The following is a 17,841-nucleotide window of genomic DNA, read 5'->3' as shown; positions in this document are numbered from 1 at the left end:
GGCAGGGGGCTGAGACGCGCTCCGCGGCCGGGGAACGCGCCAGGTGTCTCCTGGACCGCTTACCTTTCATCAGGATTAATGACATTCATACATATCTGTCTGACCGAGTCGAGATCAACAACACACCCCGATTACCCGCGAGTACCGGCCTCCTCGTACTCCCACGTCCGCAACACCATCGACCGCCCCTTCTCCTCAGAGGGGACGGGCGGCGCGTCCGTCAGGCGGTATCCCGCCGCGCGGGCCACCGCCACGCTCGCCGCGTTGCCGGCCTCGATCTCCAGCAGCAGCCGGGACACCCCCACCGTCTTCCTGGCGAACTCCGTCATCACCCGCACCGCGCCGGAGGCCAGCCCCCGCCCCCGGTAGGCGGCTCCCAGCCCGTAGCCGATCTCCGCGACGTCCAGGCCCAGCCCGCTCAGCATCAGCAGCACCTCGCCCGCGGGCTCGCCCCCGTCCACGGTGATCGCCAGCTGCACCCGCTCCCCGGCCGCCCGCCGCCGCCGGGCCCGCTCCAGGTAGACCCGCGCCGCCTCCGGGTCGAACGGCGAGGCCAGCGGCGTCCAGTACGCGACCTCGGGGTCGTCGAACAGCCCCACCATGGCAGGCAGGTCGCCGTCCTCCCACTCGCGCAGCACCACCCCGTGCCCGCTCAGCCTCACCCGCTCGGGAAGGCACACCCGCCCGACACCGAGATCGCCCCGCTCCGTCCGGCCGTCGCCCGCAGCTCCCACGCCGCCACCTCCCGATACCCCGCTTCACGCCACTTCCGAGCAACCTACTCCGCTCGCGGAGCCGCCATTCGTGCCTTGGTGTCCGGAGTCACCACAATCTTCGGCCACTGCCGGTCCACGGGGTCGGGAACCACGGCCGACGGTTTCACAGGAAGGCGCGAGGACGCGCGGGGCCACCGGTCGCGTACATGTCGTGCGGGAGGTGGCGGGAGACGGCGGAAGGTGCCTGGATCAGCCGATCCCGGACCGATCGGCTCGAAGGATGGTGCCCCGAGTGGGATTCGAACCCACACTGAATGGATTTTGAATCCATCGACTCTGCCGTTGGTCTATCGGGGCGTTTTCCGTCATTTGTCCGGATCTTGAGCGCCGGGTAAGAGCTTACCCAGAAGTAGATCACTCTCGGGCACCGGCGTGGTCCCAATCTAGCGGACGTCGGTACTCTCTTGCTCGTGAGTACGCAGCGGCGAGTGGTGATCGCGGAAGACGAGGCGCTGATCCGCCTCGACCTCAAGGAGATGCTGGAGGAGGAGGGGTATGCGGTCGTCGCGGAGGCCGGGGACGGGGAGTCCGCGGTCAAGCTGGCGATGGAGCGGCGGCCGGATCTGGTGATCCTGGATGTGAAGATGCCCATCCTGGACGGGATCTCGGCGGCCGAGCAGATCGTGTCGCAGCGGATCGCGCCGTGTCTCATCCTCACGGCCTTCTCGCAGCGCGACCTGGTCGAGCGGGCGAGGGACGCCGGCGCGATGGCGTACCTGGTGAAGCCGTTCACGAAGTCGGACCTGGTCCCGGCGATCGAGATGGCGGTCAGCAGGCACCAGGAGATCGCCGCGCTGGAGCGGGAGGTCGGGACGCTCTCGGAGCGGCTGGAGACGCGCAAGCTGGTGGAGCGGGCCAAGGGCCTGCTGATGGAGCGGCACGGGTGGAGCGAGCCGCAGGCGTTCCGGTGGATCCAGAAGGCCTCGATGGACCGCCGGCTGAGCATGCGGCAGGTGGCGCAGATCGTGGTCGCGGACGGGGCGGAGCCCGAGGTGGAGGCTCCGGAGGCCTGATCGGGGCTTTTCGCCCCAATTTGGGGGCCGTGCCCGCCAGGCGCCCGCAGAGCGCTTCCCAGGGGGTGCGGCGCGGGCCTCCAGGCGGTCGGATCGACGCCCGTGGAGACCGTAAGGTTGCCAGTGACCACGGCTTTTGCATCTGATAGCCGAAAAGGATCGGTGTTATAACGAAGCGGCAACGGTGGGCCGTCCTGTATCGACCCGTGACATCCGCTAGTTGTACTAACCGACACAACCCCTGGCCACCCGCCAGGGAAGGGCATCTGTGAACTCGGTCCTGACGAGGGACCGGGCGAAAGGAAGGCAACCTTGCGGCCTAAGACTGCACGCCTCGGTGGAGTGCTTGCCGCCGGTGTGGCGCTCACCCTCGGTCTCGCTGCCTGCAGCAGCGGTGGTACGGAGGCCACGCCGGCTGAGGGCGGCTCAAGTGGTGCTGCCGCCCCCACCACCGTCAAGCTCGGCTTCATGGGAGACCTGACCGGCGCCAACGCCGGCATCGTCATTCCCCCCCGGAACGGTGCGAAGCTCGTCATCGACGAGTACAACAAGACCAACCCGGCCGTGAAGATCGAGCTTGTCGAGTACGACAGCCAGGCGGACCCGTCGAAGGCGGTCGCCCTGGCCCAGCAGGCCATCAAGACCGACAAGATCGTCGGCCTGATCGGCCCCGCGTTCTCCGGTGAGTCCGCCCAGGTGGCGCCGGTGCTGGAGGAGGCGAAGCTGCCGAGCATCTCGGCCTCCGCCACCAACGCCGCACTGGCGACGAACGGCTGGAAGTTCTGGCACCGCGTGCTGCCCAGCGACAGCATCCAGGGCCCCGGCATCGGTGACTTCATCGCGACCGGTGTCGGCGCGAAGAAGGTCTTCGTCATCGACGACAAGTCCGAGTACGGCAAGCCGCTGGCCGACGCCGTCAAGGCGCAGCTGGAGACCAAGGGCGTCACGCCGACGACCGACTCGCTCGACCCGGCCGAGAGCGACTTCTCCTCCGTGGTCAACAAGGTCGCGGCGGCCAAGCCCGAGGCGATCTTCTTCGGTGGTTACTACGCCGCGGGCGGCAACCTGCTCAAGCAGCTCCGCGACAAGGGCGTGACCGCGAAGTTCCTGTCCGGCGACGGTTCGCTGGACAAGGGCCTGATCGACGGCGCCGGTGCCGACAACGCCGAGGGCGCCCTGGTCGGCTGCCCCTGCTACATCGCCACCCCGGACGTCACCGACGCCAAGGTGAAGGGCTTCGCCGACGCCTACAAGGCCGCCTACAGCGCCGACCCGGCCATCTACGCGGCCGAGGGCTACGACGCCGCGACGGTCTTCGTCGACGCCATCAAGGCGGGCAACGTCACCCCTGACAAGATCAACGAGTTCATCGCCACGGTGGACCTCGCGGGCGTCTCGAAGCAGGTCAAGTTCGAGGCCAACGGTGAGGTCGCGGCGAAGGACATCTACATCTACCAGGTCAAGGATGGCGCGATCGGCCTGCTGGGCAAGGCCAACGAGGCCAAGCTGGGCTAGTCCGGCGCTGAAGGACATTAGGTAGTCGACGCGCGGGGAGCGGGAACGCCGCGAATGCGTTCCCGCTCCTCGCGTACTTCCAGAGAGTCCACGAGATTCTGCTGGAGGCGGTGTGCTACCCGGACGTGCAGGCGACCCCCGCTAGAAGTGGTAATCCCTAGTGCTCAATGACTTCATCAATCAGTTCTGGCCGGCGACGATCGACGGCCTGGCCTTCGGCTCGATCTACGCCCTGATCGCGCTCGGTTACACGATGGTGTACGGCGTGCTGCGGCTGATCAACTTCGCGCATTCCGAAGTTTTCATGATCGGCACCTTCGGTGCGATGTTCGTACCGTTCGTGCTCGGCATCAACTCGCCCCTCACGGGCATCGCGCTGGTCGGCCTCATCCTGGCGATGATCCTGGCCGGCATGCTCGCCTCGGCGGGCACCGCGGTGGCCCTGGAGCGCATCGCCTACCGGCCGCTGCGCCAGCGCGGCGCGTCCCGGCTGGCGGCGCTGATCTCGGCGATCGGCGCCTCGATCTTCCTTCAGGAGCTGTTCGCGCTCCTGGTGATCCCGAACGTCTTCGACCGCGCCGAGCAGGGCAGGATCCAGATGGGCCTGCCCCGCATCATGGAGCGGACCGAGCTCTTCTCGATCTTCGGTCATGTCGTCCGGGTCGACCAGATCTTCGTCATCGTCGCCGCGATCGGCATGATGGTCGCGCTGGACGCCCTGGTGAACCGCACGAAGATCGGCCGGGGTATTCGCGCCACCTCGCAGAACCCCGAGGCCGCCGTCCTGATGGGCGTCGACATCAACAGGATCGTCCGGATGACCTTCCTCATCGGCGGCAGCATGGCCGGTGTGGCGGGTGCGCTCTATCTGATCTCGTACGAGAACACGAACTATCTCATCGGATTCCTCTTCGGTATCAAGGCGTTCACCGCGGCGGTCCTGGGTGGCATCGGTAACCTGCGCGGCGCCCTGGTCGGCGGAATCACGCTCGGGCTGGTGGAGAACTACGGAGCCATCTTCTTCGGCTCCGACTGGAAGCACGTGATCTCCTTCACCATCCTCGTCTTGGTCCTGATGTTCCGCCCCACCGGCATCCTCGGTGAATCACTCCAGCAGGCGCGCGCATGAACCAGAAGAATTCACTGGCAGGCTTCCGCAACGGTCTCGGCCGCTTCGCTGACACCATGCACGACCGCTGGCAGGACACCCCCGGCTGGCAGCGCTGGATCCTCTACGTGGCCCTGATCGTCGCGGCGCTGCTGCTGCCGTCGGAGAGCCTCGCCCCCTTCATGTCGCCCTACACCGACTGGGCGAGCATCCTGTTCTTCCCGATCGGGACGTACGTCGTCCTGGCGATCGGCCTGAACGTGGTGGTCGGCCAGGCCGGCCTGCTCGACCTGGGCTTCGTCGCGTTCTACGCGGTCGGCGGCTACGCGATGGCGCTGATCGGCACCCGGCTGGGCTGGAACTTCTGGCTCATCCTGCTGGTCGGCATCGGGATCTGCGCCCTGTCGGGCATCACGCTGGGCGCCCCGACGCTGCGGTTGCGCGGTGACTATCTGGCGATCGTCACGCTGGGCTTCGGTGAGATCATCCGCATCACCGCCCGCAACACCGACGAGATCGGCGGCCCGAACGGCATCCGAGGCATCCCGCACCCGCCGAGCTACGAGGACCTGCACCTGTTCGGGATCAGCGTCCCCAACGTCTTCGGGGTCGATCCGTTCAAGTACGGCGTGCTGGATCCGCGACCCTATTACTACCTGCTGGTCGCGCTCGCCGTCATCGTGATCATCCTGGTGAAGCGCTGGGAGAAGAGCCGGGTCGGGCGCGCCTGGGCGGCGATCCGCGAGGACGAGGACGCGGCCGAGGTCATGGGCGTGCCGACGTTCCGCTTCAAGATGCTCGCCTTCGCCATCGGCGCCTCCATCGGTGGCGCGATGGGCGTGCTGTGGGCGGCGAAGGCCATCTCGATCAACCCGAACGACTTCCAGTTCCTGCTGTCGGCGACGATCCTGGCCGCGGTGGTCATGGGCGGCGCGGGCAACCTGCCGGGCGTCATGCTGGGCGCCTTCGTGGTGGCCTGGCTGCCCGAGCGGTTCCGCGGTCTGCAGGAGTACCGCATGCTGATCTTCGGCGCGGTGCTCGTGGCACTGATGATCTTCCGTCCGGAGGGTCTGCTGCCGTCGCGCCAACGCAAGGCGGAGCTGAAAGAGGGGTCAGGCGGGATGGGTACGCTCGGAGCCGAGGTTCCCGGGCCCGAGTCGCACGGTGAGGAGGTGGCCTCCAAGTGAGCGCCGAAGTGAACCCGGCCGGGACGACCCCGGCCGGCCCGGACCCTGAAGCGGCCCAGCCGGTCCAGGCGGAGCGCACCGGCCGCGTCATGCTGGAGCTGAAGAACCTCGTCATGCGGTTCGGCGGTGTCACGGCACTGCGCGAGGTCAACCTGACCATCAACGAGGGAGAGATCTTCGCTCTCATCGGCCCGAACGGCGCCGGAAAGACCACGGTCTTCAACGTGGTGACCGGCGTCTACCAGCCGACCGAGGGCGAGGTCCGCTTCCTGGGCGAGAAGATCAGCGGCGTCAAGCGCTTCAAGATCACCAAGCGGGGCATCGCCCGCACGTTCCAGAACATCCGGCTGTTCCACAACATGACGGCCATCGAGAACGTGATGGTGGGCGCGGACGCGCACCACAAATCGGGCATGGTCAGCGTGGCGCTGGGGCTTCCCTGGCACCGCAGGGCCGAGAAGGACGGGCGCAAGCTCGCGATGGAGCTGCTCGACTTCGTCGGCGTCTCACACCGCGCCAACGAGCACGCCAAGAACCTGCCCTACGGTGACCAGCGCCGTCTGGAGATCGCCCGCGCGCTCGCGACCAACCCGAAACTGCTGCTGCTGGACGAGCCCGCCGCCGGTATGAACCCGGCGGAGAAGGTGGCGCTGCAGCAGCTGATCCGGGACATCCGCGACGCGGGCCGGACGATTCTGATCATCGAGCACGACATGAGCCTCATCATGGGCATCAGTGACCGCATCGCGGTGCTGGACTTCGGCCAGAAGATCGCCGATGGCCTGCCGGACGAGGTGCGGACCGACCCCCGGGTCGTCGAGGCGTATTTGGGAGCTCCCGCCGATGCTTCTTGAGGTCAAGGACATCCGTGTCCACTACGGCAAGATCGAGGCGCTCAAGGGCATCTCGGTCGAGGTGAACGAGGGCGAGATCGTCACGCTCATCGGGGCGAACGGGGCGGGCAAGACCACGACCCTGAAGACGATCTCGGGCCTGCGCGGCCTGTCGTCGGGGAGCATCACCTTCGACGGCAAGGACATCAGCAAGATGCCCGGCCACAAGCGGGTCCTCGCGGGCCTGGGGCAGGCGCCCGAGGGCCGGGGCGTGTTCCCCGGCATGACGGTGCACGACAACCTGCTCATGGGCGCGTACACCCGCTCGGGTGACTTCAGCGCCGACCTGGCCGAGGTCTACGAGCTGTTCCCCCGCCTGGCGGAGCGCAGGACCCAGATGGGCGGCACGATGTCCGGCGGCGAGCAGCAGATGCTCGCCATCGGCCGCGCGCTGATGGCCAAGCCCAAGGTGCTGCTGCTGGACGAGCCGTCGATGGGCCTGGCGCCGCTGCTGGTGCAACAGATCTTCGAGATCATCGAGGAGATCAACCGCCGGGGCACCACGGTGCTGCTGGTGGAGCAGAACGCCCAGCAGGCGCTGAAGCTGGCCCACCGCGCCTACGTCCTGGAGACCGGGAAGGTGGTCAAGAGCGCGCCCGCGGACGAGCTGCTCAACGACCCCGCCGTGCAGGCCGCCTACCTGGGCGGCGGCGCGGAGCTCGACCTGGAGGCGGAGGCGGCGCACGCCGCGCCCGCCCCGGCGGCCCCGGCCCCCGCTCCCGCGGTCGCCCCGCAGGACAAGCGGGACCCCACGGAGAAGGAAGAGCTTCCCTGATCCCGTGAGTCCACGGCCCTCACAGCCCTCGCGGGCTTGACGGCAGGTGACGGGCCCGTCGCGCACCCGCGCGGCGGGCCCGTCCGTCGCCGGTACGGGAGCCTCCCGCCTGGACGTACGCCGGAAGCCTTCGGAAGCCCTGGAATCCCACCGTGTGGCGCCGGGACGGACGGGGGCGGCTCAGGGGAGCGGCACCTGTACGCCCTCGGTGCTGCCGGTCACGCCGAGGGGCGGGTCGCCGAACAGCCGGATCGCCGAGACCCTCGCCTCCTTGGGGATGTCGTACCAGAGGTCCAGCTCGATCCTGACCTGGGCGCCGAGCGGGAGCTCGTCGGGCTGCCGCTTGATGGCCTGCGCGAACTTGTCGATCACGTAGGTGGTGCCGTCGGAGGTGACGAGCCTCTGCTTCTTGGCGTCGAAGTGGGCGTTGGTGCGGCCGGGGTTCTCCACGACGATCCGCACGACCACGTACTGCCCCTTGGCCTGCCACTCGGCGTGGCTGCCGAAGAAGCCGCTCAGGCCCTTCTGCAGGCCGATCACCTGGAACCGGGTGTCGCCGTCGGTGACCGGCGCGGCCTTGACGGGGCCCTCGCTCGGCCGCACCGGCCGGGGCGGGAGCTCGTAGGTCGGGGTGGGCGTGGCCGGGGGAGAGGCGGAACCCGCCGGGGCCGCTCCGGCGCAGCCGGACAGGACGGTGGCGGCGAGGGCGGCACCGAGGAGCAGGATCAGGGGATCACGCACATCCGGCAACGTAACCGAGGTAGATCCTGTAGTTCAACGGCTCTCCCGGATGACGGTCGTCGATCCGGCAAGTTCCGGCGCCCGCATCCACGTAGCGGCAGGGTATTGAACAGAAAACTCCGGACGCGGTTGTTGTCCGAATTGTGTCGTACTGGTGATCTGCATGATTATGCAGGTGATGAAGCATGACCTCCACTGAGGTATCCATACAAGAAGCGACATTGACCGTAAGGAGGCCTTCGTGGGCCTGAGTTTTGTTTCCCGTCGTGCGATGGCGGTGGGCGCCATGGTCGTCGCCGGTGCGCTCGGCCTTTCGGCCTGCGGTGGTGGCGAGTCCACCTCCGCCAGTCCGAGCGATGGTGCCTCGGCAAGCGCTCCCGCGGCTGCGGCCGGTCCCAAGCTCGTCACTCCCGGCAAGCTGACGACCTGCACGAACCTTCCGTACGAGCCCTTCCAGTTCAAGGACGGCGACAAGGTCGTCGGCTTCGACGTGGACATCGTCGACCTGGCCGCCAAGAAGCTCGGGCTGACGCAGGAGATCGTCGACATCGACTTCGCCATCATCAAGAGCGGCGCTGCGATGGCCACCAACAAGTGTGACGTCGCCGCCGCCGGCATGACGATCACCGAGGAGCGCAAGGCCAACATCGACTTCTCCGAGCCCTACTTCGACGCCACGCAGGCTCTGCTGGCCAAGAAGGGCAGCGGCGTCAAGACCCTCGACGAGGTGAAGGCGAAGGGCCTCAAGCTCGGCGCCCAGGCCTCCACCACGGGCCTCGACTACGTCAAGGAGAAGGGTCTCGACCCCAAGGAGTTCGCCGACTCCCCCAAGGAGCTGCTCGGCCTGCAGTCCGGCCAGGTCGACGTGATCGTCCAGGACCTCCCGGTCGTCCTGACCTGGCTGAAGAAGCCCGAGATCGCCGACAAGTTCGAGCTTGCCGCCAGCCTCGACACCGGCGAGCAGTACGGCGTCGGCCTCAAGAAGGGCGCCGACCCGATCCTGCTCAAGGCGATCAACGACTCGATCACCGAGGCCAAGGCCGACGGCACCTACGAGCAGATCTTCGTCAAGTGGTTCGGTAAGAAGCCCGGCGAGCTCGGCTAATCGATGACCGACCAGCCGACGACGGCAGAGCCCACTCCCGCCGGGGGCGCCCCCGGCGGGAGTGGGCTCAGTCCCCGCAAGAAACAGCAGATCAGTCGCGGCATCCAGTACGTCGTACTGGTCGCCGTGGTCGTCTTCCTGGCCCTGAACATCAACTGGGTCGATCTCGGGAAGAACTTCACCAGGCTCGACATCGCCGAGCAGATGCTTCCCGAGCTGTTCACGGTCGCGCTGAAGAACACGATCATCTACTCGGTCGGCGGCTTCGTCTTCGCCTTCCTGTTCGGCCTGCTCTTCGCTCTGATGCGGATGTCGTCCGTGCGGCCCTACCGGTGGATCGCGGTCGTCTACATCGAGATCTTCCGGGGCCTGCCCGCGCTGCTGATCTTCCTGCTCATCCTGTTCCTGCCGCTGGCCCTCTCGGGCTTCGAGGTGCCGGGAGGCACGTACGGGCAGGGCATCCTGGGCCTGGCGATCGTCGGCTCGGCCTACATGGCCGAGACGCTCCGCGCCGGGCTCCAGGCGGTGCCCAAGGGGCAGATGGAGGCGGCGCGTTCGCTGGGTATGTCGTACACACGGGCCATGGTCAGCATCGTCATCCCGCAGGCTCTGCGCATCGTCATCCCGCCGACGACCAACCAGTTCGTGTCCCTTCTCAAGGACTCCTCGCTGGTGCTGTTCCTCGGCGTCTCCGGTGACTACGTCGAGCTCACGAAGTTCGGCAACGACACGGCCTCGACCTTCGCCAACGCCACGCCCATCCTGGTCGTAGGTGTGACGTATCTACTGGTCACAATCCCGCTGGGTTACCTCGCGTCCCGGCTGGAAGGGCGACAGGTGAGGGGACGGTGACAGTGAATCCAACGAATCCAGCGAACCCGGCGAACCCGGCGAACCCGGTGCCTCCGGACGCTCCGGCCACCCCGGCGACCCACGCGGTCGAGATCCGGGACCTGCACAAGTACTTCGGGAAGAACGAGGTCCTGCGGGGCATCGACTTCGCCGTCGACCCCGGCCAGGTGGTCTGCGTCATCGGCCCCTCGGGGTCGGGCAAGTCCACGCTGCTGCGCTGCGTGAACCTGCTGGAGGAGCCCACGTCGGGCAAGGTCGTCGTCAACGGCGTGGAGCTGACCCACCGCGACGTCGACATCGACGCCGCCCGCCGCGGTGTCGGCATGGTCTTCCAGCAGTTCAACCTCTTCCCGCACATGACCGTCCTGCAGAACGTGATGATCTCGCAGCGCCGGGTGCTGAAGCGGGGCAAGGCGGAGGCCGAGCGGATCGCCAGGGAGAACCTGGACAAGGTCGGCATCGGGGAGAAGTGCGACGCCTTCCCGGCGCAGCTCTCCGGCGGGCAGCAGCAGCGCGTGGCCATCGCCAGGGCACTGGCGATGAGCCCGGCGCTGATGCTCTTCGACGAGCCCACCTCGGCGCTCGACCCCGAGCTCGTCGGTGACGTGCTCACGGTCATGCGCAAGCTCGCCGAGGAGGGGATGACCATGCTCGTGGTCACCCACGAGATGGCGTTCGCCCGCGACGTGGCCGACCGGGTCGTGTTCATGGACGGCGGCGTGATCGTGGAGGACGGCGCCCCGGAGCAGGTGATCAGCGCTCCGCAGCACGAGCGGACGAAGACCTTCCTGCGCCGCGTGCTCGACCCGACGCACACCGACATCTGAGCTTCCGGGTTCCGCGGGTTCCACCGGTCCCGTCACGTACGGCCCGCGCCCACCCGGCGCGGGCCGTACGTGCATCACGGAGCCGGAGCGGGGTGCCAGGAAGAAGTGCCAGGAAGACGGTGAAGGGCGGAAGACCCGTGAGGGCGGGAACGCGTCCCGGCCGGTCCGCGGGTTCTGCGGGCGCCGCCGGACGCGGTGGGCCCGGCCGTCGGACGCGGCGAGCCAGGTGAGCGGACGCGGTGAGCCCGGTAGCCGGACGCGGCGAGCCGGGTCGTCGAACGCGGCGAGCCCGGGGGAGGCCTTTGGCGCCATACGGAGCTTCCCCGACCCCGTACGTTTTCTACTCGGCCTCCCCGCGGGCATCGCCGTGACCCACGGTAGCGGACTCGTCGCGCGGGGAGGGCAAAAAGGCGGTCCGAATATGATCGAGGACGAGATGTGATCGGACGATCGGCAGACGTGATCGGGGGCGTCCGGGGTGGTCAGGCGTCGCGCAGCATGCACGTGAGGCGTGAGGTGCACACCCGGCGGCCCTGCTCGTCGACGATCTCGATGTCGTAGGTGGCGAGCGTGCGGCCGCCGTGGATCCGGGTGGCCACCCCGGTGACCAGCCCCGACGTGGCCGAGCGGTGGTGGGTGGCGTTGATCTCGATGCCCATGGCGATCCGGCCGGGGCCCGCGTGGATCGCCGCGCCCGTCGAGCCCAGGGTCTCCGCCAGCACGCACGAGGCGCCGCCGTGCAGCAGGCCGTAGGGTTGGATGTTGCCCTCGACCGGCATCGTGCCGACCACCCTCTCGGGCGTGGCCTCGGTGATCACGATGCCCATCCGTTCCACCAGCGTGTTCCTGTGTGACGCGCCGAGCGCCTCTTCGATGCGCCGGGCGGCTTCGTCGCGGTCTGTCACGGTCAAGGGGGCGTCTCCTGTCGTACGAGGCCAGGTTTTCTGTCGCACCAGGAGACTAGGCTTTCGGTGTGCCGAAGAGCGAAGCGACCCCCACTCGTCCGTGTCTCCTGCTGCTGGATGGGCATTCACTGGCCTATCGGGCGTTCTATGCCCTGCCGGAGGAGAATTTCTCCACCACCACGGGTCAGACGACCAACGCGGTCTACGGTTTCACCTCGATGCTGGTCAACGTGCTCCGCGACGAGCGGCCGACCCACGTGGCGGTCTGCTTCGACCGCTCCGAGCCCACGTTCCGCCACGAGGAGTACGCCGACTACAAGGCCAACCGGAGCGCGAGCCCCGACAGTTTCCGCAGCCAGATGAGCCTGATCCACGAGGTGCTCGACGCGTTGCGCGTGCCGCACCTGTCGCTGGCCGGATACGAGGCCGACGACCTGATAGCCACCCTCGCCACCCGCGCCGCCGGGCAGGACATGAACGTGCTGGTCGTCACCGGCGACCGCGACGCGCTGCAGCTCGTCGACGAGCGGATCACCGTGCTGATGACCCGCGTCGGCATCAGCAACATGACCAGGTTCACCCCCGAGGCCGTGCTGGAGAAGTACGAGCTCACCCCGGCCCAGTATCCCGACTTCGCGGCCATCCGCGGCGACTCCAGCGACAACCTGAAGAACATCCCCGGCGTGGGCGAGAAGACCGCCGCCAAGTGGATCCGCGAGTTCGGCTCGCTGGAGGAGCTGGTCGACCGCGTCGACGAGGTCAAGGGCAAGGTCGGCGACAAGCTCCGCGACCACCTCGACCAGGTGCTGATGAACCGGCGGCTCACCCAGCTGATCCGCGACGTGCCGCTGGAGCACGAGGTCACCGCCCTGGAGATCGGCGCGGCCGACCGCGAGGAGATCGACAAGATCCTCGACACGCTGGAGTTCCGCGGCGAGATCCGCGACCGGCTGTTCAAGACGATCGGCTCGGCCGAGGCGGCGGCGGAGGAGGGCTTCGAGGTCGAGGCCGTCACCCTGGGCCCCGACGAGGTGGGCCCGTGGCTGCGCGCGCTGCCCGAGGGCCGCGCGGGCCTCGCCTTCAAGGGCGCGTACGGCAGCGGCACCGGCCGCGTCGACAGCATCGCCATCGCGGCGGCCGGGGCGGGAGCCGGAGCGGAGGGCGGTGCTAAGGGCGGCCCCGGCGCGGCGTTCATCGACCCGACCACGCTCACCGAGACCGACGAGGCGGCCCTGCGCGAGTGGCTGGCCGACGAGGCGAGGCCCAAGGCCGTGCACGACGCCAAGGGCCCGATGCTCGCGCTGTGGGCGCAGGGCATGGAGCTGCGCGGCCTCACCTGCGACACCGCGCTCGCCGCCTACCTGGCGATGCCGGGGCAGCGCTCGTTCCCCCTCGAAGACCTCGTACGGGTCTATCTGCGGCGCGAGCTGCGCAGCGAGGCCGACAACGGCGGCCAGGCGAGCCTCTTCGACGCCGAGGACGACGACGGCGCCCGCGACCTCGCCCTGCGGGCGCTGGCGGTCGGCGAGCTCGCCGACGCGCTGGAGGCGTTCCTGGAGCCGCTGGGGGGCACCCACCTCATGCGCGACGTGGAGCTGCCGCTCGTCACCGTGCTGGCCGAGCTGGAGCGGGCCGGGATCGCCGCCGACCGGGAGCACCTCGGCGCCCTGGAGGCCGAGTTCGGGGCCGCGGTGAAGCAGGCCGTCGAGGCGGCGCACGCCTCCGTGGGCGGCGAGCAGTTCAACCTGGGCTCGCCCAAGCAGCTCCAGGAGATCCTGTTCGTCAAGCTCAACCTGCCCAAGACGAAGAAGACCAAGACGGGCTACACCACCGACGCCTCCGCGCTCGCCTGGCTTGCCGCCCAGACCGAGCACGAGCTGCCGACGATCATGCTGCGCCACCGCGACCAGGCCAAGCTGAAGGTCACGGTCGAGGGCCTGATCAAGGAGATCGCCGACGACGGCCGCATCCACACCACGTTCAACCAGATCATCGCGGTCACCGGGCGGCTCAGCTCTGAGAAGCCCAACCTGCAGAACATCCCGATCCGCACCTCCGAGGGCCGCCGCATCCGGCAGGGCTTCGTGGTCGGCAAGGGCTTCGAGACCCTGCTCACCGCCGACTACAGCCAGATCGAGCTGCGCGTCATGGCCCACCTGTCCGGGGACGAGGCGCTCATCGCGTCGTTCGAGTCCGGGCACGACTTCCACATGGCCACCGCGGCCCGGGTCTTCGACGTCGAGCCGGAGAAGGTCACCGGGGAGATGCGGGCCAAGATCAAGGCGATGAACTACGGCCTCGCCTACGGCCTGTCCGACTTCGGGCTGTCGGAGCAGCTCAGCATCCCGGTCTCCGAGGCGCGGGCGCTCAAGGAGGAGTACTTCGAGGAGTTCGGCGGCGTCCGCGACTTCCTCAACGCGATCGTCGCCCAGGCGAGGAACGACGGCTACACCGAGACCATCCTCGGCCGCCGCCGCTACCTGCCCGACCTCAACAGCGACAACCGCCAGCGCCGCGAGATCGCCGAGCGGATGGCGCTCAACGCGCCCATCCAGGGATCCGCGGCCGACATCATCAAGGTCGCCATGCTCAACGTGCAGAGCGCGCTGAAGGAGGCGGCCCTCGGCTCCCGGATGCTGCTGCAGGTCCACGACGAGCTCGTGTTCGAGGTGGCCCCCGGCGAGCTGGAGACCCTGCGGGAGCTCGTCACCGACCGGATGAACGCCGCGTACTCCCTGCGCGTCCCGCTCGCCGTCTCGGTGGGCGTCGGCCGCACCTGGGAGGACGCCGGACACTGAGGCGGGCACTGAGGCGGGCACTGATCCGGGCGCGCTGAGCGTACCGAGGAGGACGCCGGGCACCGAGCCGGGCCCGCCGCGTGCCTGGGAGGACGCCGGGCGCCGAACGCGCCTGGGGAGGGCATCGGGCCGGGGTCCGGGGCCGGGTCGGGGCCGAGCCGGGGCCTGAGCCGGGCACTGACGTCCGGCCTCCGGGAGGCGCTCTCCAGAGCGACTCCCGGGAGAACCGGCGGTCGCTCCCGGGAGCGACTCCCGGAAACGTCTCCCGGAGGCGCTTCCCGGGGAGGAGACCGGTCGCGGGATGCCGGGCTTCGCTGATTGGCCGGGCCTGTCCGAGTCTGTTCTAGGCTGGTGATCCAAGCCGAGAAGCTCGACGGGCACGGGAGTTCTGTGCGGAGTCCAATCCCCCTGACGAAGATCATCATCCTGGCCAACGTGCTGGTCGTCGCGGTGGCGGTGGTGGTGCTCCTGGTGCTCCCGCCGGCCTCCGAGCCACCCGGCGCCGCCCGGCCGGGCACGGCGGGGAGCAGCCCGTCACCGCCGTCCGCGAACCCCTCGCCGGGGCCCGGCCTGCCCTCGGCCGAGCTGCCGCCGCCGATCACCGCCTCCGCGGAGTTCGCCAGGCAGGTGAAGGCGAACGAGGCCGGGGCGGTCCCGATCCTGATGTACCACCGGATCACCCGCAAGAGGCTCGCCTCCATCGACCGCACCCCCGCCCAGGTGCGCGGGGAGCTGGAGAAGCTCGCCAGGGGCGGCTACGTGCCGGTCACCGCGCGGGAGTTCGCCACCGGGCGGATGGACATCCCGGCGGGCAAGCACCCGGTCGTGCTCACCTTCGACGACGGCCACCCCAGCCACTTCGCCCTTGAAGCGGACGGCAGCCCGGCCAAGGACACCGCGGTCGGCATCATCTACCAGGTCGCGGTGAAGTACCCCGGATTCCGGCCCGTCGCCACCTTCTGGGTCAACCGGTACCCCTTCGGCCTGCGCGAGCGGAAGGACCAGGAGCGGGCCGTGCGGTGGCTGGTCGCGCGGGGCTTCGAGGTGGCCAACCACACCTGGAGCCACCCCCACCTGCCGCGCCTGTCCAAGAAGAAGGTCACCGAGCAGGTGGCCAGGGTCGAGAGGCTGCTGAAGAGGCTCGGCGTTCCCCCCTCCGAGACGCTGGCGCTGCCGTTCGGCGCGATGCCCCGCAAAAGATCTACTGTGCAGAGGGGGAAATGGGACGGTGTGTCCTACCGGTTCAAGGGCGTCTTCCTCGCCGGCGCCGAACCGTCGGTCTCGCCGTTCGTCAAGGACCACGACTGGCGCGCGATCCAGCGGATCCAGAGCAACGGGAAGAAGGGGGAGTGCCGGAAGTGGTGCTCCCAGTACTGGCTCGGGTGGCTGGACAAGCACCCCCGCGAGCGCTACACGGCCGACGGCGACCCCGACCGGATCTCCATCCCACGCGGGCTTCGCGGTAATATCAGGGCGGACCGGAGGCAGAAGATCAACGCCTATTAAGCGAGATCGTTATCCTTTCGGCACGCGGACGCGTAGAGTCGTCGGATTGACCATACCCGTCTGGTCTCATATGCTGATCGCTGCGTTGTGGGCTCGCGCGTGTCTCGGACGGAGTGGGCTCGCGCTCGATCACGCCGATCAATTATTCGGCTGACGGTAAGAGGCCTGCCGCGCGTTCGCCACATCGACATCTGTCCGCGTTCGGAGCAACTCCACACATGACGAGCAGCACTGAGGCCACCTCGAGCACCCCGCAGGTAGCGGTCAACGACATCGGCTCCGAGGAAGAGTTCCTCGCAGCGATCGACCTGACCATCAAGTACTTCAACGACGGCGACATCGTCGAGGGCACCGTCGTCAAGGTCGATCGAGACGAAGTTTTGCTCGACATCGGCTACAAGACCGAGGGTGTCATCCCCTCGCGCGAGCTCTCGATCAAGCACGATGTCGACCCGGCGGATGTCGTCGAGGTTGGCGAGCACGTCGAGGCCCTCGTCCTCCAGAAGGAGGACAAGGAAGGCCGCCTGATCCTGTCCAAGAAGCGCGCTCAGTACGAGCGGGCCTGGGGCACGATCGAGAAGATCAAGGACGAGGACGGCATCGTCACCGGCACGGTCATCGAGGTCGTCAAGGGTGGGCTCATCCTCGACATCGGCCTGCGAGGCTTCCTGCCGGCGTCCCTGGTCGAGATGCGGCGCGTCCGCGACCTCCAGCCGTACGTGGGCCGCGAGCTCGAAGCGAAGATCATCGAGCTCGACAAGAACCGCAACAACGTGGTTCTGTCCCGCCGCGCCTGGCTTGAGCAGACCCAGTCCGAGGTTCGCCAGACGTTCCTCAACACCCTGCAGAAGGGTCAGGTCCGCAAGGGCGTCGTCTCCTCGATCGTCAACTTCGGTGCGTTCGTCGACCTCGGCGGCGTCGACGGTCTGGTCCACGTCTCCGAGCTCTCCTGGAAGCACATCGACCACCCCTCCGAGGTCGTCGAGGTCGGCCAGGAGGTCACCGTCGAGGTGCTCGACGTCGACATGGAGCGCGAGCGCGTCTCCCTGTCGCTCAAGGCGACGCAGGAAGACCCCTGGCAGCAGTTCGCCCGCACCCACCAGATCGGTCAGGTCGTCCCGGGTCGCGTCACCAAGCTGGTGCCGTTCGGTGCGTTCGTCCGCGTCGAGGAGGGCATCGAGGGCCTGGTCCACATCTCCGAGCTGGCCGAGCGCCACGTCGAGATCCCCGAGCAGGTCGTCCAGGTCGGCGACGAGATCTTCGTGAAGATCATCGACATCGACCTGGAGCGCCGCCGGATCTCGCTGTCGCTCAAGCAGGCGAACGAGGGCGCGATCGGCGCCGACGTCGAGTTCGACCCCACGCTGTACGGCATGGCGGCGACCTACGACGACTCGGGCAACTACATCTACCCCGAGGGTTTCGACTCCGAGACCGGCGAGTGGCTCGAAGGCTTCGACAAGCAGCGCGAGGAGTGGGAGCGGCAGTACGCCGAGGCTCAGACCCGCTTCGAGGCTCACAAGAAGCAGGTCGAGGAGGCCCGCAAGGCCGAGGCCGAGGCGGGCGAGGCCGCCCCCACGTCCTACTCCGGCGAGACCCCGTCCTCGGGTTCCACCGGCGCCTCTTCCAGCAGCAGTGGCTCCTCCGCTCCGGCGGCGGGCGCCCTGGCCTCCGACGAGGCTCTCGCGGCTCTGCGCGAGAAGCTCGCGGGCGGCCAGAACTAACCTCGCTGTCATGACAACGCGGTAGAAGATCGAAGGAAGGGCCCCGCTCCGGCGGGGCCCTTTCCGCGTTCCCGGCCGGGTTCTCTTGCGGTGCGGTCCCGCTTTCCGGCGGGGTC

General features: G+C 68.4%; 15 protein-coding genes and 1 tRNA gene. 12 read left to right on the top strand and 4 right to left on the bottom strand.

The genetic code is table 11. The features are described from left to right. Positions 1–131: 131 nt before the first annotated feature. Together ACSC1Q_RS01595 and ACSC1Q_RS01590 are read right to left on the bottom strand one after the other, a co-directional pair. A complete protein-coding gene (locus ACSC1Q_RS01595; RefSeq protein ID WP_436756823.1) occupies positions 132–734 on the bottom strand; it encodes a GNAT family N-acetyltransferase in 603 nt (200 codons plus the stop codon). Positions 735–997: 263 nt separating this feature from the next. Next, positions 998–1,073, bottom strand: a tRNA-Leu gene (locus ACSC1Q_RS01590). Positions 1,074–1,186: 113 nt separating this feature from the next. Here ACSC1Q_RS01590 and ACSC1Q_RS01585 point away from each other — a divergent pair. From ACSC1Q_RS01585 to ACSC1Q_RS01560, 6 genes are all read left to right on the top strand, one after another. Continuing rightward, the gene (locus tag ACSC1Q_RS01585; protein ID WP_436756822.1) at positions 1,187–1,789 is read left to right on the top strand and encodes an ANTAR domain-containing response regulator; all 603 of its coding nucleotides are present in this window, start codon (positions 1,187–1,189) and stop codon (positions 1,787–1,789) included. A 312-nt stretch (positions 1,790–2,101) separates the two neighbouring features. Beyond that, positions 2,102–3,304 (top strand): branched-chain amino acid ABC transporter substrate-binding protein, encoded by a 1,203-nt coding sequence (locus ACSC1Q_RS01580; protein ID WP_436756821.1) that lies wholly within the window; start codon positions 2,102–2,104, stop codon positions 3,302–3,304. Positions 3,305–3,464: 160 nt separating this feature from the next. Then, entirely contained in the window at positions 3,465–4,433 is a 969-nt protein-coding gene (locus ACSC1Q_RS01575) for a branched-chain amino acid ABC transporter permease (RefSeq protein ID WP_436756820.1), read from the top strand. Continuing rightward, a complete protein-coding gene (locus tag ACSC1Q_RS01570) occupies positions 4,430–5,599 on the top strand; it encodes a branched-chain amino acid ABC transporter permease (RefSeq protein ID WP_436756819.1) in 1,170 nt (389 codons plus the stop codon). Before ACSC1Q_RS01575 ends, ACSC1Q_RS01570 begins: the two co-directional genes overlap by 4 nt. Positions 5,600–5,688: 89 nt before the next feature. Next, positions 5,689–6,453 (top strand): ABC transporter ATP-binding protein, encoded by a 765-nt coding sequence (locus tag ACSC1Q_RS01565; protein ID WP_436757228.1) that lies wholly within the window; start codon positions 5,689–5,691, stop codon positions 6,451–6,453. Beyond that, complete coding sequence (locus tag ACSC1Q_RS01560; protein ID WP_436756818.1) at positions 6,443–7,267, top strand: ABC transporter ATP-binding protein; 825 nt, start codon at positions 6,443–6,445, stop codon at positions 7,265–7,267. The genes ACSC1Q_RS01565 and ACSC1Q_RS01560 overlap by 11 nt, the downstream gene beginning before the upstream one ends. Before the next feature lie 180 nt (positions 7,268–7,447). On the opposite strand, the gene ACSC1Q_RS01555 is transcribed toward ACSC1Q_RS01560, so the two are convergent. Further along, complete coding sequence (locus ACSC1Q_RS01555) at positions 7,448–8,008, bottom strand: DUF4352 domain-containing protein (RefSeq protein WP_436756817.1); 561 nt, start codon at positions 8,006–8,008, stop codon at positions 7,448–7,450. 241 nt (positions 8,009–8,249) lie between these two features. Here ACSC1Q_RS01555 and ACSC1Q_RS01550 point away from each other — a divergent pair, with 241 nt between their 5' ends. The 3 genes from ACSC1Q_RS01550 to ACSC1Q_RS01540 are packed head-to-tail and all read left to right on the top strand — an operon-like array spanning position 8,250 to position 10,792. Beyond that, positions 8,250–9,113, top strand: coding sequence for an ABC transporter substrate-binding protein (locus ACSC1Q_RS01550; RefSeq protein ID WP_436756816.1), 864 nt, complete (start codon positions 8,250–8,252; stop codon positions 9,111–9,113). 3 nt (positions 9,114–9,116) lie between these two features. Next, the gene (locus ACSC1Q_RS01545) at positions 9,117–9,965 is read left to right on the top strand and encodes an amino acid ABC transporter permease (RefSeq protein ID WP_436756815.1); all 849 of its coding nucleotides are present in this window, start codon (positions 9,117–9,119) and stop codon (positions 9,963–9,965) included. A gap of 47 nt (positions 9,966–10,012) precedes the next feature. Continuing rightward, complete coding sequence (locus ACSC1Q_RS01540) at positions 10,013–10,792, top strand: amino acid ABC transporter ATP-binding protein (protein WP_436757227.1); 780 nt, start codon at positions 10,013–10,015, stop codon at positions 10,790–10,792. 482 nt (positions 10,793–11,274) lie between these two features. Here the strand turns inward: ACSC1Q_RS01540 and ACSC1Q_RS01535 are convergent, their stop codons facing one another. Then, the gene (locus ACSC1Q_RS01535; RefSeq protein ID WP_436757226.1) at positions 11,275–11,619 is read right to left on the bottom strand and encodes a PaaI family thioesterase; all 345 of its coding nucleotides are present in this window, start codon (positions 11,617–11,619) and stop codon (positions 11,275–11,277) included. 146 nt (positions 11,620–11,765) lie between these two features. Between ACSC1Q_RS01535 and polA the strand changes: the two genes are divergently transcribed. From polA to rpsA, 3 genes are all read left to right on the top strand, one after another. Next, positions 11,766–14,495: a DNA polymerase I gene (polA, locus tag ACSC1Q_RS01530; protein ID WP_436756814.1), complete on the top strand. Its 2,730-nt coding sequence runs from the start codon at positions 11,766–11,768 to the stop codon at positions 14,493–14,495. 390 nt (positions 14,496–14,885) lie between these two features. After that, positions 14,886–16,001, top strand: a complete 1,116-nt coding sequence (locus ACSC1Q_RS01525) for a polysaccharide deacetylase family protein (RefSeq protein WP_436756813.1) — start codon at positions 14,886–14,888, stop codon at positions 15,999–16,001. 218 nt (positions 16,002–16,219) lie between these two features. Further along, a complete protein-coding gene (rpsA, locus tag ACSC1Q_RS01520; protein ID WP_362835365.1) occupies positions 16,220–17,725 on the top strand; it encodes a 30S ribosomal protein S1 in 1,506 nt (501 codons plus the stop codon). Positions 17,726–17,841: the final 116 nt, after the last annotated feature.

The organism is Streptosporangium heterodermiicola (genome assembly GCF_051390675.1).
Taxonomy (GTDB): Bacteria; Actinomycetota; Actinomycetes; order Streptosporangiales; family Streptosporangiaceae; genus Streptosporangium.
The sequence above is the reverse complement of the archived record's forward strand: the minus strand, read 5'-3'. Positions and strand labels throughout refer to the sequence as shown.